Raw genomic sequence first — 13,539 nt, forward strand, 5'->3', positions numbered from 1 at the left:
ACATGACCCGACCCCAGGCAGTACCGACCGTCCAGGTCGACAACGAACGTGTGGCCGTGACCGAATGGCGCTTCGCCAAGGGCGCCGAAACCGGGCATCACCGCCATGGCTATGACTATGTGGTGGTGCCGATGACCACCGGGCCGCTGCTGCTGCAGACGCCGGAGGGCGAGGTCACGAGCCAGCTCGTGGCCGGGCGCGCCTATTACCGGGCAGCCGGCGTCGAGCACAACGTGATCAACGCCCATGACGGTGAATGCGTGTTCGTCGAAATCGAAATCAAGCGCGGAGACCAGGCATGAGCGCGCCACGCGAACGGAATGGCGGCCAGATTCTGGTCGAACAACTGCGCATCCAGGGCACGAAGCGCGTGTTCCTGGTGCCGGGCGAGAGCTATCTGCCGTGCATCGACGCGCTCTACGACCATCAGGATGCGATCACGCCGATCGTCTGCCGGCAGGAGAGCGGCGCCGGATACATGGCGGAGGCCTACGGCAAGCTGACCGGCGAGCCCGGCGTCTGCTTTGTCACACGCGGCCCGGGTGCGACCAATGCGAGCATCGCGGTGCATACGGCGTTTCAGGACTCCACACCGATGATCCTGTTCGTCGGTCAGGTTGGAAACGACTTCTACGAGCGCGAGGCATTCCAGGAGATCGACTACCGCCGCATGTTCGGTCAGATGGCCAAGTGGGTGGCCCAGATCGATCGCACCGACCGGATCCCCGAGTTCGTGGCGCGAGCCTACGCGGTGGCAACCAGCGGGCGTCCCGGTCCGGTGGTGCTGGCGTTGCCCGAGGACACGCTCTGGGGCCGCGCCACGGTCGCCGACATGCCGCGTTATGAGCGCGTCCACGGCGCCCCGACGCCGGTGGCGCTCGACAAGCTCTCCACCTTGCTGGCGGGCGCGAAGCGGCCGTTCCTGCTGGTCGGGGGCTCGGGCTGGACGCCCACGGCCATGCGGCAGATCGAAGGCTTTGCCGAACGCTTCGGCCTGCCCGTGGGGGTGGCATGGCGACGTCTGGAATGCTTCGACAACGGACATCCGAACTTCGCCGGCCACGTCGGCTGGGGGATGGGCGATGCGCTGCGCCAGCGGATTCACGAAGCGGATCTGGTGATCGCCGTGGGCACGCGCATGGGCGAGGCCACCACGGAAGGCTACACGCTGGTGGAAAGCCCGCAGCCACGGCAGAAGCTGGTGCACGTGTATCCCGATCCGGACGAACTCGGCCGGGTATTCCGCCCGACGTTGCCGATTGCCGCCGATGTGGTGTCGTTCGCGGCGGCCGTGGCGCAGCTATCTCCGGCGCAGACGGTATCTCGCGAGGCGATGACAGCGGTGACGGCGGCCAATGCCAACTTCCTTGCGGAGCAGGAGCCCAAGGACGCGCCCGGCACGTTGAACCTGAACCGGGTGGCCTGCCACGTGCGCGACCACGTGCCGGACGATGCCTGCATCACTGTCGGCGCGGGCAACTATGCGTTGTTCGCGCACGCCTATCACCGCTTCCATGGCGTGGGCACGAGCCTGGCGCCGACGGTAGGGGCGATGGGTTACGGCTTGCCGGCCGCAATCTCGGCCAAGCTCGAGAATCCGTCGCGTACCGTGGTCTGCTACGCGGGCGATGGCTGCTTCCAGATGAACCTGCAGGAACTCGGCGTGGCCATGCAGTATCGGCTGGGCATCGTGATCCTGGTTTTCAACAACGGCATGTGGGGCACGATCCGCGCGCATCAGGAACGCGAGTTCCCGGGCCGGACGATTGCGCTCGGCTTCGACAATCCCGAGTTCAGCCAGCTGGTCAGGGCGTATCACGGCCACGGCGAAGTGGTGGATCGTGATGAGGACTTCGCGCCCGCTTTTGCCCGGGCGCTGGAGTTCGCCAATCGCGAGCAACTCCCCGCGCTGATCGAGCTGCGCTACGAACCCGATGGCATCGCGCCCGGCGTCACGCTCTCCGGCATTCGTGCCGCAGCGCTGGCGCGGCAATCCGCCTGAGCGACGCAACACCACGACAACCGACGGAACCACCCGTAATTCCCACCATGCGCGCCTTTTTTTCGGATGACCAGTTGCTGCACCAGCCTCGGCAGTTCATGCGCGCAGGCCGGCTGTGCGAGCCGACCGACGTACCGGCCCGCGCCGCCGTGCTCCAGCGGGCGCTCGACGCCCGTGGCATCGAACTCGTCGCACCGCCCGACTACGGCCGCGCGCCGCTGGAAACGGTGCATAGCCCGGCTTACCTCGATTTCCTCGCCAGCGCGTTCGAGCGCTGGATGGCGCTGGCAACGCCAACGCTCGAACCGGGCATCGAGGTGCTGCCGAACCTTTCGCCGTATCACAGCGGCAAGATCGACAAGACGCGGCGTGGCCCGTGCCCATCGGGCAGTGTGATTGCCGAAGCGGGCTACTACCTCGGCGACCTGAGCTGTCCGCTCGGGCCCCATAGCTGGCAGTCGATCCTGCGCTCCGCGCATAGTGCGGTGGCGGCGGCGCGGCATGTGTGCGCGCCGCACGACGGCAATGGCATGGCCTATGCGCTGTGCCGGCCGTCCGGCCACCACGCCCACGCCGACCGCGCAGGCGGGTTCTGCTACGTCAACAACTCGGCGATCGCCGCGCAGACACTGCTGGAGCGCTTCGACAAGGTCGCCGTGCTCGACGTGGACGCCCATCATGGCGACGGCACGCAGCAGATCTTCTACCAGCGTTCCGACGTGATGACGATTTCGCTGCACGCGGACCCCGGCAGCTACTACCCGTTCTACACGGGCTACGCCACCGAACGCGGTCATGGCGCGGGCTACGGCTACAACCTCAATTTCCCGCTGCCACACGGCACCGGCGATGCTGGATTCCTGTCGGCGCTGGACAGCGCGCTCGATGCGCTGCGCGACTACCGTCCGCAGGCGCTGGTGCTGGCGCTCGGCTTCGACACGTACAAGCACGACCCGATCAGCGTGCTGCAGGTGGGACTGGAAGCCTATCGGGGCGTGGGCGAGCGTATCCACGCGCTGGGCGTGCCGACGGTGGTGGTGCAGGAGGGCGGTTACGAAGTGGATGCGATCGGCATCGCGCTGGAAGCATTTCTCGCGGGCTTCGTGCCTGCGATGGCATGAATCAGGAGTACACATGACGACTTTGAACATCGACGGCAAGCGGCTCTGGCAGTCACTGATGGATCTGGCCGCCATCGGGGCGACGCCAAAGGGTGGCAACGCGCGGCTGGCACTGACCGCGCTGGACGGACAGGGGCGCGATCTCGTGACAGGCTGGATGCGCGACGCCGGCCTGACGGTGACCGTTGACCAGGTAGGCAACATCTTTGGCCGCCGCGCGGGCCGCAACAATGACCTGCCGCCTGTCATGACCGGTAGCCACATCGACACGCAGCCCACCGGCGGCAAGTTCGACGGATGCTTTGGCGTGCTGGCGGGCCTGGAGGTGATGCGCACGCTTAACGACCACGGCGTGCAGACGGAGGCGCCGCTTGAGCTTGCCATCTGGACCAACGAGGAAGGCACGCGTTTCGTGCCCGTGATGATGGGCTCGGGCGTGTTCGCTGGCGTGTTCCCGCTGGAAGTGGCCCTGAACGCCACGGATACGGCGGGCAAGCGCGTGGCGGACGAACTGGAGGCGATCGGCTATGCCGGCAAGCTGCCGGTTGGCGGGCGTCCCGTGGGCGCGTACTTCGAGGCCCACATCGAGCAGGGTCCGATCCTGGAGGCTGCCGACAATGTGATCGGCGTGGTCACAGGCTCGCTGGGGCTGCGCTGGTATGACGTGACCGTGACCGGCATGGAGGCTCACGCAGGCCCCACGCCGATGCCGCTGCGGCGCGATGCGCTGTACGGCGCCACGCACGTGATGCAGGAGGTGATTCGCATCGCCAACGATTTCGCGCCGCATGGGCGCGGCACGGTGGGCGTGGTCAACGTTCATCCCGCCTCGCGCAACGTGATTCCCGGTGCGGTGACGTTCACGGTGGACCTGCGTCACCAGGACGCGGAGCAACTCAAGGTGATGGATGCGCGTTTCCGCGCGGCCTGCGCGGCGCTGGCCGAAGGCAAGACCACGGGCACGGCGCTCGATGTGAAGATCGAGGACGTGCAGTACTTCGCGCCCACGCCGTTCGCGCCGGAGCTGGTTGGACACGTCCGGGCAGAGGCGCAGGCACGCGGCTTCAGCCATCAGGACATCGTGACGGGCGCGGGTCACGACGCGGTGTATATCGCCGGCGTGGCGCCGACCGCGATGATCTTCGTGCCGTGCAAGGACGGCATCAGCCACAACGAGGTGGAAGACGCCAGGCCCGAGCATCTGGAGGCTGGCGCAAACGTACTGCTTGGCGCCATGGTGGCGCAGGCGGGCAAGGGGCGTGACCAATGAGCGAACTCAAGGATCTCGAATACTGGCGGAGCCGGGCGCGGGCATTGATGATTCCGGCGAACGCCTACATCGACGGCCAGTGGACCGGCGCGGCCGATGGCGCGACGTTCGACTGCATCAACCCGGCCACCGGCGAACAACTGGCGCGTGTGGCGGCCTGCGGCGCAGCGGACGTCGACCGTGCCGTGGCTGCGGCCCGGCGCGCGTTCGAGGCCGGGGTCTGGTCGGCGATGCCCCGGCGCGAGCGCAAGGCCGTGCTATTGCGTCTGGCGGCCCTGATCGAGACGCACCGGGAAGAGCTGGCGCTGCTGGAGACGCTGGACATGGGCAAGCCGATCGGCGACACCATGCTCTATGACATCCCCGAAGCGGCTCGCACCTATGCGTGGTATGCCGAGGCGATCGACAAGGTCTATGACGAGATCGCGCCGACCGATGCGGGGGTGCTGGCCACGATCACGCGCGAGCCGCTTGGCGTGGTGGCGGCCGTGGTGCCGTGGAACTATCCGCTGCTGATGGCGAGCTGGAAGGTGGCGCCGGCGCTGGCCGCGGGCAACAGCGTGGTGCTGAAGCCGGCCGAGCAATCGCCGCTGACCGCGATCCGCCTGGCCGCGCTGGCGGAAGAGGCTGGCGTGCCGCCCGGCGTCTTCAACGTGGTGCCCGGGTTGGGCGCTGAGGCAGGGCAGGCTTTGGGCCGCCATCCCGATGTCGACTGCCTGGCGTTCACGGGCTCCACGGCTACCGGCAAGCGGTTTATGGAATATAGCGGCCAGTCGAATCTCAAGCGCGTCTGGCTCGAATGCGGCGGCAAGTCCCCGCATATCGTGTTCGACGACTGCCCGGACCTCGACCGCGCCGCGCTGGCTGCCGCCATCGGTATCTTCAACAACCAGGGGGAGATTTGCATCGCGGGCTCGCGGCTCTACGTGCAGCGCGGCATCTACGACACGTTCATGGCGAAGCTGGAGGCGCATGCGGCGGCCATGCAGCCGGGGGATCCGCTCGACCCGCGTTCCGCGATGGGCGCGATCGTCGACGGGCGGCAGTTCGACCGCGTGATGTCGTATGTGGAAGCCGGCCAGAGGGAGGGCGCAAGGCTGCGTGCGGGCGGTCAGGCCGCGCGCGCCGAATCCGGGGGCTGGTTCGTCCAGCCGACGATCTTCGAGTGCCCGACGCAGTCGCTGTCGATCGTCAAGGAGGAGATCTTCGGCCCGGTGCTGGCCGTGACCGTGTTCGACACCGAGGCCGAAGCCGTGACCATGGCCAACGACTCGGCGTACGGGCTAGGGGCGGGGCTGTGGACGTCGGATCTGTCACGCGCGCATCGCGTGTCGCGCCGTCTGCGTAGCGGGCTGGTCTGGGTCAACTGCTACATGGACGGCGATATCACGGTGCCGTTCGGCGGCGTCAAGCAGTCGGGGTTCGGCCGCGACAAGTCGTTGCACGCGCTGGAGAAGTACCAGGACCTGAAGACGACCTGGATCCGGCTCGAGTAGTTGCTGCGGCCTGTCGGCGCACCGGCGACCTCATCAATCCATCGCCGCGTGCGCCAGGCCGTCGTCTGCGTGCTTCGCGCCGGGGCGGATCATCAGGATCAGCGGCACCACCACCAGCGTGGCGATGAACATCGCCTTGAAGTCGTTCAGATAGGCGATCATCGCCGCCTGCTGGTTGATGGTCTGGTTCAGCACCGCGATGTCGATCCGCGAGCCATGCGTGAGCATCGACTGCAGCGCGGGGTTGTACGGGTTGATATGCGTAACCAGGTCGCTGTGCGCCACCTGCGCGTTGCGGGTCATCATGGTCTGGATCAGCGAGATGCCGATGCTGCTGCCGATATTGCGCATCAGGCTGTATGTGGCGGTGCCATCGGCGCGCAGGGACGGCTCCAGTGTGGAGAACGTCAGCGCCGACAGCGGCACGAACACGAGCCCCAGGCCGAAGCCCTGGATGATGCCCGGTACGACGATATCCGACATCGACAGCACCACGGTGTAGCCCATCATCTGCCACAGTGCGAAGGCGGAGATCAGGAAGCCGGAGAGCAGGAGCAGCCGCGCATCCACGCGCCGCAGCAGGCGGCCTGCCAGCATCATCGCGATCATCGTGCCCAGCCCGCTCGGCGCGGTAACCAGCCCGGTGGTGGCCACCGGATAGCCCATCAGGTTCTGCAGCATCGGCGGCAGCAGCGCGCGGGTGGCATACATGACCGCGCCGATCACGAAGATGAAACAGGCCCCGGTGACGAAATTTCGGTCCTTGAGCAGCGCGGAACGGAAGAACGACTTTTCGCCGGCTGTGGCCGTATGGATCAGGAAGTAGGCGAAGGCGATCACGCAGATCAGCGCCTCAATGCGGATTTCGAGCGAGCCGAACCAGTCAAGTTGTTCGCCGCGGTCCAGCATGGCCTGCAACGCCCCGATAGCGAGACTCAGCGTGGCGAAGCCGAACGCGTCGAATCTCATGCTGCGCGCCGGGGTGCGGTTCGGTAGCGAGGCCAGCACGCCGAACAACGCGAACAGGCCGATCGGCACGTTGATGAAGAACACCCAGCGCCAGTTGTAGCTGTCGGTCAGCCAGCCGCCCAGCGTGGGCCCGAGAATCGGCCCGACCATCACGCCCATGCCCCACACGGCCATGGCCTGCCCCTGGCGCGAGGGTGGATTGATATCGAGCAGGATCGACTGGGACAGCGGCACCAGCGCCGCGCCAAAAACCCCTTGCAGCAGCCGCGCAGCGACGATCTGGGTGAGGGAGTCCGCCATCCCGCACAGCGCCGAAGCCACGGTAAATCCGCCGATGGAGATTGCCAGCAGCCGTTTGACGCCGAGCTGGTCGGACAGCCAGCCGGTCAGCGGCGTGGCGATGGCTGCGGCGACGATGTAGGACGTCAGCACCCATGTGATTTCGTCCTGCGAGGCCGAAAGCGTACCCTGCATGTGCGGCAGGGCCACGTTGGCAATGGTGCTGTCGAGCGTCTGGATCAGCGTGGCCAGCATGATCGAAAGGGTGATCATCGGCCGGTTGAGCGGGGTGGCGGCTGGCTGTGCCGAGGCGGAAACCACGGAGGACATTGGGGGAAGGCTGGAAGGGCTGGTGCAGATTAATAAGCGTGCTTATTATAGTCATGGACTGGCGTTTTTGGGCGATCACGCGAGTCACGGACGGCCAGAAAAGCGGATCGAGCGCCCCGACTCCCTATAATCGCGCGATGGAAACAAATCTTGAAAGGCGCTTCGGCTTTCTCGTGGCGGACGTTGGCCGGCTGACCGGCAGGCGATTTGACGAGTTGTCCCGCGCGGCGCTAGACCTGACGCGTGCGCAGTACCGTGCGCTTGCGTGTCTGACGCACTATGGGGAAATCAATCAGGCCTGCCTGGCGGACCTGATGGAAGTGGCGCCGATTTCGGCCGGGCGATTGCTGGACCGCATGGAGGAGGGTGGCTGGATCGTTCGCCGGCCCAATCCGGCGGACCGCCGCGAGCGCATGGTCAGCGTGACGGAAAAGGCGGAGCAGGCACTGCACGCCGCGCGCGAGGTGGGGGATGTGGTGACATCGGAGGCGCTCAACGGCTTCAACGCCGAAGAGGCGGAGCAATTCATCGGCTTTCTGCAGCGCGCCCGGTCAAATCTGTCGAAGCCGGCCCTGGCCCAGACGCAAGCGCAGGCGCAGGGAAAGTAACCATCACGGTCAGGCCGCCGCCCGGCGTGCTTTCCAGCGCGACGGCGGCGCCATGAATGCGGGCGATCTCCCGCACGATCGACAGCCCCAGGCCGCTGCCATCGCGGCTGGCGCTCGACTCTCCACGATAGAAGCGCTTGAAGATCGACTCGCGCTCGAACGCGGGTACCCCGGGACCGTTGTCCTCCACGGCCAGCCGTTGCCCGTCAACGCGCACCGTGACCATCGCGCCGGCGCCCGCATAGCGGATAGCGTTGTCGATCAGATTCCCAAGCAGTTCCTGCAGCAGTTCGGTCTGGCCGTCGATGTCGGCTGGGCCGCGACCCTCGAAACCCAGATCCACCCGCGCGCGCCGGGCCAGCGGCGCCCATTCAAGCGCCACGTTCTGCGCCAGCGCATCCAATCGCAGGCGCCGCAGCGTGGGCGCGTAGCCGCTGTCTGGTTCGAGCCGCGACAGCGACAGCAACTGGGCGACCTCCTTGGCGGCCTGCTGCACGGATCCATGCAGCCGCTCGACGTGCGCGCGCACGCTCGGCAGGTCCTTCTCGCGCAGTGCGAGTTCCGATTCGGCCTGAATGATGGCCAGCGGCGTCTTGAGCTGGTGCGCGGCATCGGCAAAGAAACGCTTGCGGCCTTCGATCATGCGGTGCAGCCGGGCCACGTACTGGTTCACCGCAGCCACCAGTGGCTTCATTTCGACCGGCAGCGCGGTGTCTTCCAACGGCTCCAGATCGTCGGGGCCGCGTGCGGACATGGCGTCGGACAGCCGCTGCAGCGGCAGCAGGCCCCGCCGCACGCCAAGCCAGACGATGCCCAGCGCCAGGCTGATCAGCATCAGTTCCTGCAGCAGCGAGCCGATCAGGATGTCGCTGGCAAGCTGCTCGCGCGGCTCGGTCGATTCGGCCAGCAACACCCAGACCAATTGCGTGCGGGCCGAGCGGACGTCGTGCAGCGGCAGTGGCATGGCTGCCATGCGGACGGGCACGCCAAGGTACACGGCGTCGTAGAACTGGGTGCGATAGAGCGAATTCACCGGTCCTTCCGGCATCGGCAGCCCTTCATAGCCGGTGATCGTGGTGCCATGCTCGTCGCGGATCTGGTAGTAGACGCGCGAGCCATCCTCGGCGTCGAAGACTTCCAGGGCCAGATTGGGGATTTCCACTTCGACGCGTCCGTCGCGCAGCGAAATCCCTTCGCGCATGGACTTGAGCGATGCGGCCAGCGTGCGGTCGAATGCCTGGTGGGCCGCGGACATCGCGCGCCGATCGGTCAGCCACGCGTCGAACGCCAGCAGCCCCAGCAGCGGTATCAGCAGCCAGAGCGTGATCTGCAGCCTCAGGCTGCCCGTCTTCATTGGCGCGTGTCCGTCGTGGCGGTGTCGCGTGATTCCAGTAGATAACCGAGCCCGCGCAGCGTGACGATGCTTACGCCGCTGCCTTCCAGCTTCTTGCGCAGGCGGTAGACGTAGATTTCGATGGCGTCGGCATTGACCGACTCATCAATGCCGAAGATCTTCTCCGACAGCGCGGCCTTGTTAACGGCGCGGCCATCGCGCATCAGCAGCACTTCCAGGACGGCGCGTTCACGTCCAGTGAGTTGCAGCAGTTCACCGTGCAGCGTGAAGGCGCGGCTCACGCTGTCATAGCGCAACGGGCCGCATTCGAGCGCGGTGCGGTCATGGCCGTGGCTGCGGCGAATCAGCGCGCGCGCCCGGGCTTCCAGTTCGTTCAGCGCGAACGGCTTGGCCAGGTAGTCGTCGGCACCCAGGTCCAGCCCGCGCACGCGGTCTTCCACCGAGCCATGCGCGGTCAGGATCAGCACAGGTACCGGGTTGCGCCGCTGACGCAGCCGACGCAGCACTTCCAGCCCGTCCAGGCGGGGCATGCCGATGTCGAGGATGGCTAGGGCGTAGTCCTGCGTGGTCAGCAGATGGTCGGCGCTGGCGCCGTCATGCATGCAGTCGACGGCAAAGCCACTCTGGCTCAGGGAATCCACCAGTGATTCGGCCAGTTTGAGATTGTCTTCGGCAAGCAGGATACGCATGGGAGGGATACAGCGGGCAGGTCTAAGTCTTGTCTCGGGCGAACCAGTGTCGCGCGACGAGTGATACCTGTATTGGGTCCGGTATGCCTAGTTAGGGAAATCCCGATCGTGGTGCATAACCCACGCCTCAGATACCCACGAATCGAAAGCGAACTGAAAGTGAGGCCCAAATACCATCCGTGCCGTTCCACAACTACAAGCAGACAAAAGGAGACTTGTATGAAACGGAAGGCATTGGCCCTGGCTACGTTGGGTTGCGTGGCATCGGGTGGCGCAGCAGCTCAGTCGAGCGTGACCCTGTACGGTCTGGTCGACTCGGGTATCGAGTACGTGAGCCACGCAGGGCCAACCGGCAGCTCGGTGGTCAAGATGACGTCGGGCGGCAAGAACACGTCGCGTTGGGGTCTGCGCGGCACTGAAGACCTTGGCGGCGGGCTGAAGGCAATCTTCACGCTGGAATCCGGCATTGCCGTCGACACCGGCAAGCTCGACACGGACAACACGCTGTTCGATCGTCGCGCCTGGGTGGGCCTGCAGGACAAGACGCTGGGCAGCATCCGCATGGGCCGTGATTTCACCACGACCTATGACTTCATGCTCCCGTTCGACCCGATGGGTTACGCGCCGAACTATTCGTGGGCCACGTCGGCCACCGCCACGGGCGGTCGCAAGGACGGCATGTTCTCCCGCTCGACCAACGTGCTGCGTTACGACGGCAAGTTCGGTCCGGTCAAGGTGGGCGGCACGATGGCCATGGGCGAAGTGCCTGGCAGCTTCAAGAGCTCGTCCAAGTACGACCTGGGCGTGGGCTATGAAGCCGGCAAGTTTGCCGCGGCCCTGACCTGGGATCGCCAGAACGGCGCGGGCACCAGCACCACGCCGGCTGACAGCGTCGACTACATCCAGGGCATCCACGCCGGCGCCAGCTACGACTTCGGTTCGCTGTCCGTCTACGCGGGCTACCGGAACTACCGCAAGACGTTCACGACGTCGGCCGCCAAGCAGCTCAGCGACATGTACTGGCTGGGCGCCGCGTACGACTTCACGCCGGCCTTCACGCTGTACGGCGCGATCTACAAGCAGAACATCAAGGGCGACACCGACGCAGATCCGATCCTGTTCTCGCTGCGTGCCCAGTACAATCTTTCCAAACGCACCATGGCCTATCTGTCCGCCGGCTATGCCAAGGCGCGCAATGGTCAGAACGTGAGTGTCTCGCGTGACAATATTGGCTATGCCAATAACCAGGTCGGCGTGACGGCGGGTCTGCAGCACCGCTTCTGATCTCGCTTTCTGACCGTTGTTTTCGACCGTCGTGGTGGACGGTCGCCCGGCGGTGCGAGGGGCTCGCGCCGCCGGTTTTTGCGTTTTTTTGCGTTTTCTTTGCGTTTGCGGCCCAGCCGAATTCCTTTTCAGCCCAGCAGGCCATGCCGTTCGTGCCATTCCCGCAGAGACTCGGCCGGCCATGTGCGGGCGTGCCGGTGTCCCTTGCCGCGTGGCACGTCGACCCAGGGGGCTGCGTAATCGAGCGCTGCCTCGATGACTTCGGGGGGCTTCGGCAGCGGTGTGTCGATGGCGCTCGCGTTCGGGTGCACCAGTTCCGGCCAGCGCGGATCCCACAGCCATAGCGGGCTGCCGCATTTCACGCAGAAATGCCGGAACGCCTTCGATCGCACCGGTCGCTTGCCGGGCTCGCGTATTACCGCGTGAAACCGTCCCACATGCGTCTTGCCGCGCACGCGCAGCGTGCTGGCATCGCCCCCGAGATTGATCCCGTATCCGCCACCACCGCCGGTCTTGCGGCAGATCGAACAATGGCAATGCATAAACGGGTAGGGCGAATCCGATTCCAGGCTGAACCGCACGGCGCCGCACTGGCATGAGCCTTCGAGATGCATGTAGCCTCCGGGGATAGGGTGTCGATGCGATCCAGTGTGGGTGAGGCGATGCGGGGATTCAAGGCGGAACGACCGCCCTTCGGGTCACGTTCAAGGCTCGCCCTCTATCCAGAGAGGCATTGTCAGTGGATGCCGGCGTGAATATGATGGGGCGTTCATCGCCACGAAGCGAATGCAACGACGCGGCTCCAGTGGTGCGCCGACCGGGCGACTATTTCTCCCACTGAAATGATCAGACCTGGCCGATTGACCTGACACGGAAGACGGCAACCATGGAATTGTTACTCCAGGCAGTGCTATTCCTCGCATCGGCCCTCGTGGTGGTGCCACTCTCCATCAGGCTCGGGTTCGGTTCCGTCCTCGGCTATCTGGTCGCCGGGATGCTCATCGGTCCCTCCGCGCTCGGGTTCGTCACGGATGTCAATGCCGTGCTGCATATCGCCGAACTCGGCATCATGCTGATGATGTTCATCATCGGCATCGAGATGGACGTTCGAAAACTCTGGAACCTGCGGCGATCGATTTTTGGCCACGGCGGTGCCCAGGTCCTGCTTTGCGCGGTACTGCTGGCTCTCGCTTTCATCGCCTTCGGGGTGAACTGGCGCGTCGGGGTTGCCGCCGGCTTCGCGCTGTCCCTGTCGTCGACGGCGATGGTGATCGCGATTCTGGAGCAGCGCGGGCTGATGCAGGCGCCGATTGGCCGGGCGAGCTTTGGCATCCTGCTGTTCCAGGACATGGCCGCCATCCCGATGATTGCGCTGTTGCCGCTGCTTTCCCCCGCACCGGCCACTACCAACACGATCGCGGGGTGGATTGTCGCGCTCGAGGCGCTGGGCATGCTGGCTGCCGTGGTGTTTGGCGGAACCCTTCTGCTGCGGTATCTGTTGCCGATCATCCGGCGCAGCGGCACGCGGGACATGGTGACCGTATTCGCGTTGCTCTGGGTGATCGGCATCGCGTTGCTGATGCAAAGCGTGCATCTGTCGATGTCCCTGGGCGCGTTCGTGGCGGGGGTGTTGCTGGCGGGCTCCGACTGCCGCGAGGAAATCGAGGCGGACATCAGCCCCATCAAGGGCGTATTGCTCGGCCTTTTCTTTATGGCCGTGGGCATGTCGATCAAGTTCGATGTCCTGGCAAGCAAGCCGTTCCTGGTTGCCGTACTGCTCCTGGTGCTGCTGGTCGCCAAGATATCAGGCCTGCTTTTCCTCGCAAGGCAGATTCAGTTGCCGCGTGGGGACCGCGTCTACTTTGCGGTGCTTCTCTCACAGGGTGGTGAGTTCGCGTTCGTCGTGATGGCCGTGGCCGAGGCAGCACGCCTGTTGAATGGCGAGCAGGCGTCCATCGTGACCGCCGTGGTGGCGCTATCCATGGCCGCTACGCCGCTGCTGCTGATGGCGTTGCGCAAGAAGGAAGTCGCGAGGGAGGTGGAGCGTCCGCTGCCGGCCGCCAATCGCCATGCCGACGCGCCAGATGCCGATCTGCATTGACACTGGCTGAACGCGGGATTTCCGCACGATGACGGT

Annotated in this window: 12 protein-coding genes; 8 read left to right on the forward strand and 4 right to left on the reverse strand. The window is 65.6% G+C overall.

The window, feature by feature from the left end; translation table 11 throughout:
* Positions 1-2 precede the first annotated feature (2 nt).
* From K6G35_RS07190 to K6G35_RS07210, 5 genes are read left to right on the forward strand one after another with little or no spacing between them, the layout of a single operon-like run.
* Positions 3-302 (forward strand): cupin domain-containing protein, encoded by a 300-nt coding sequence (locus K6G35_RS07190; protein WP_008649608.1) that lies wholly within the window; start codon positions 3-5, stop codon positions 300-302.
* Positions 299-2,002 carry a thiamine pyrophosphate-binding protein gene (locus K6G35_RS07195; RefSeq protein WP_495676257.1) on the forward strand — a complete coding sequence of 568 codons (1,704 nt, stop codon included), beginning with the start codon at positions 299-301 and terminating at the stop codon, positions 2,000-2,002. Before K6G35_RS07190 ends, K6G35_RS07195 begins: the two co-directional genes overlap by 4 nt.
* Positions 2,003-2,049: 47 nt before the next feature.
* Entirely contained in the window at positions 2,050-3,123 is a 1,074-nt protein-coding gene (locus K6G35_RS07200) for a histone deacetylase family protein (RefSeq protein WP_035882111.1), read from the forward strand.
* Between the two features lie 13 nt (positions 3,124-3,136).
* Entirely contained in the window at positions 3,137-4,393 is a 1,257-nt protein-coding gene (locus K6G35_RS07205; protein ID WP_495676258.1) for a Zn-dependent hydrolase, read from the forward strand.
* Positions 4,390-5,889: an aldehyde dehydrogenase gene (locus K6G35_RS07210; protein WP_495676259.1), complete on the forward strand. Its 1,500-nt coding sequence runs from the start codon at positions 4,390-4,392 to the stop codon at positions 5,887-5,889. The genes K6G35_RS07205 and K6G35_RS07210 overlap by 4 nt, the downstream gene beginning before the upstream one ends.
* Positions 5,890-5,922: 33 nt before the next feature.
* Here the strand turns inward: K6G35_RS07210 and K6G35_RS07215 are convergent, their stop codons facing one another.
* Entirely contained in the window at positions 5,923-7,467 is a 1,545-nt protein-coding gene (locus tag K6G35_RS07215; protein ID WP_495676260.1) for a DHA2 family efflux MFS transporter permease subunit, read from the reverse strand.
* A 137-nt stretch (positions 7,468-7,604) separates the two neighbouring features.
* Between K6G35_RS07215 and K6G35_RS07220 the strand changes: the two genes are divergently transcribed.
* Positions 7,605-8,075: a MarR family winged helix-turn-helix transcriptional regulator gene (locus K6G35_RS07220; protein WP_008649600.1), complete on the forward strand. Its 471-nt coding sequence runs from the start codon at positions 7,605-7,607 to the stop codon at positions 8,073-8,075.
* On the opposite strand, the gene K6G35_RS07225 is transcribed toward K6G35_RS07220, so the two are convergent.
* Positions 7,993-9,429: a sensor histidine kinase gene (locus K6G35_RS07225; RefSeq protein WP_495676261.1), complete on the reverse strand. Its 1,437-nt coding sequence runs from the start codon at positions 9,427-9,429 to the stop codon at positions 7,993-7,995. The genes K6G35_RS07220 and K6G35_RS07225 overlap by 83 nt on opposite strands.
* Positions 9,426-10,118, reverse strand: a complete 693-nt coding sequence (locus K6G35_RS07230; RefSeq protein WP_495676262.1) for a response regulator — start codon at positions 10,116-10,118, stop codon at positions 9,426-9,428. Before K6G35_RS07230 ends, K6G35_RS07225 begins: the two co-directional genes overlap by 4 nt.
* 219 nt (positions 10,119-10,337) lie before the next feature.
* Here K6G35_RS07230 and K6G35_RS07235 point away from each other — a divergent pair, with 219 nt between their 5' ends.
* On the forward strand, positions 10,338-11,402 hold the full coding sequence (locus K6G35_RS07235) for a porin (protein WP_035882118.1): 1,065 nt from the start codon (positions 10,338-10,340) through the stop codon (positions 11,400-11,402).
* A 128-nt stretch (positions 11,403-11,530) separates the two neighbouring features.
* Here the strand turns inward: K6G35_RS07235 and K6G35_RS07240 are convergent, their stop codons facing one another.
* Positions 11,531-12,016 (reverse strand): GFA family protein, encoded by a 486-nt coding sequence (locus K6G35_RS07240; protein WP_011516357.1) that lies wholly within the window; start codon positions 12,014-12,016, stop codon positions 11,531-11,533.
* 272 nt (positions 12,017-12,288) lie between these two features.
* Between K6G35_RS07240 and K6G35_RS07245 the strand changes: the two genes are divergently transcribed.
* Positions 12,289-13,503, forward strand: coding sequence for a monovalent cation:proton antiporter-2 (CPA2) family protein (locus tag K6G35_RS07245; RefSeq protein ID WP_286880751.1), 1,215 nt, complete (start codon positions 12,289-12,291; stop codon positions 13,501-13,503).
* Positions 13,504-13,539: the final 36 nt, after the last annotated feature.

It is taken from the genome of Cupriavidus sp. HY129 (assembly GCF_059492215.1).

Excerpts from the sequence above, each read along its gene's own strand:
- K6G35_RS07195 (WP_495676257.1), top strand. The coding sequence starts at position 299 with ATGAGCGCGCCACGCGAACGGAATGGCGGCCAGATTCTGGTCGAACAA.
- K6G35_RS07230 (WP_495676262.1), bottom strand. The coding sequence starts at position 10,118 with ATGCGTATCCTGCTTGCCGAAGACAATCTCAAACTGGCCGAATCACTG.
- K6G35_RS07220 (WP_008649600.1), top strand. The coding sequence starts at position 7,605 with ATGGAAACAAATCTTGAAAGGCGCTTCGGCTTTCTCGTGGCGGACGTT.
- K6G35_RS07245 (WP_286880751.1), top strand. The coding sequence starts at position 12,289 with ATGGAATTGTTACTCCAGGCAGTGCTATTCCTCGCATCGGCCCTCGTG.
- K6G35_RS07215 (WP_495676260.1), bottom strand. The coding sequence starts at position 7,467 with ATGTCCTCCGTGGTTTCCGCCTCGGCACAGCCAGCCGCCACCCCGCTC.
- K6G35_RS07210 (WP_495676259.1), top strand. The coding sequence starts at position 4,390 with ATGAGCGAACTCAAGGATCTCGAATACTGGCGGAGCCGGGCGCGGGCA.
- K6G35_RS07225 (WP_495676261.1), bottom strand. The coding sequence starts at position 9,429 with ATGAAGACGGGCAGCCTGAGGCTGCAGATCACGCTCTGGCTGCTGATA.
- K6G35_RS07235 (WP_035882118.1), top strand. The coding sequence starts at position 10,338 with ATGAAACGGAAGGCATTGGCCCTGGCTACGTTGGGTTGCGTGGCATCG.
- K6G35_RS07240 (WP_011516357.1), bottom strand. The coding sequence starts at position 12,016 with ATGCATCTCGAAGGCTCATGCCAGTGCGGCGCCGTGCGGTTCAGCCTG.
- K6G35_RS07205 (WP_495676258.1), top strand. The coding sequence starts at position 3,137 with ATGACGACTTTGAACATCGACGGCAAGCGGCTCTGGCAGTCACTGATG.
- K6G35_RS07200 (WP_035882111.1), top strand. The coding sequence starts at position 2,050 with ATGCGCGCCTTTTTTTCGGATGACCAGTTGCTGCACCAGCCTCGGCAG.
- K6G35_RS07190 (WP_008649608.1), top strand. The coding sequence starts at position 3 with ATGACCCGACCCCAGGCAGTACCGACCGTCCAGGTCGACAACGAACGT.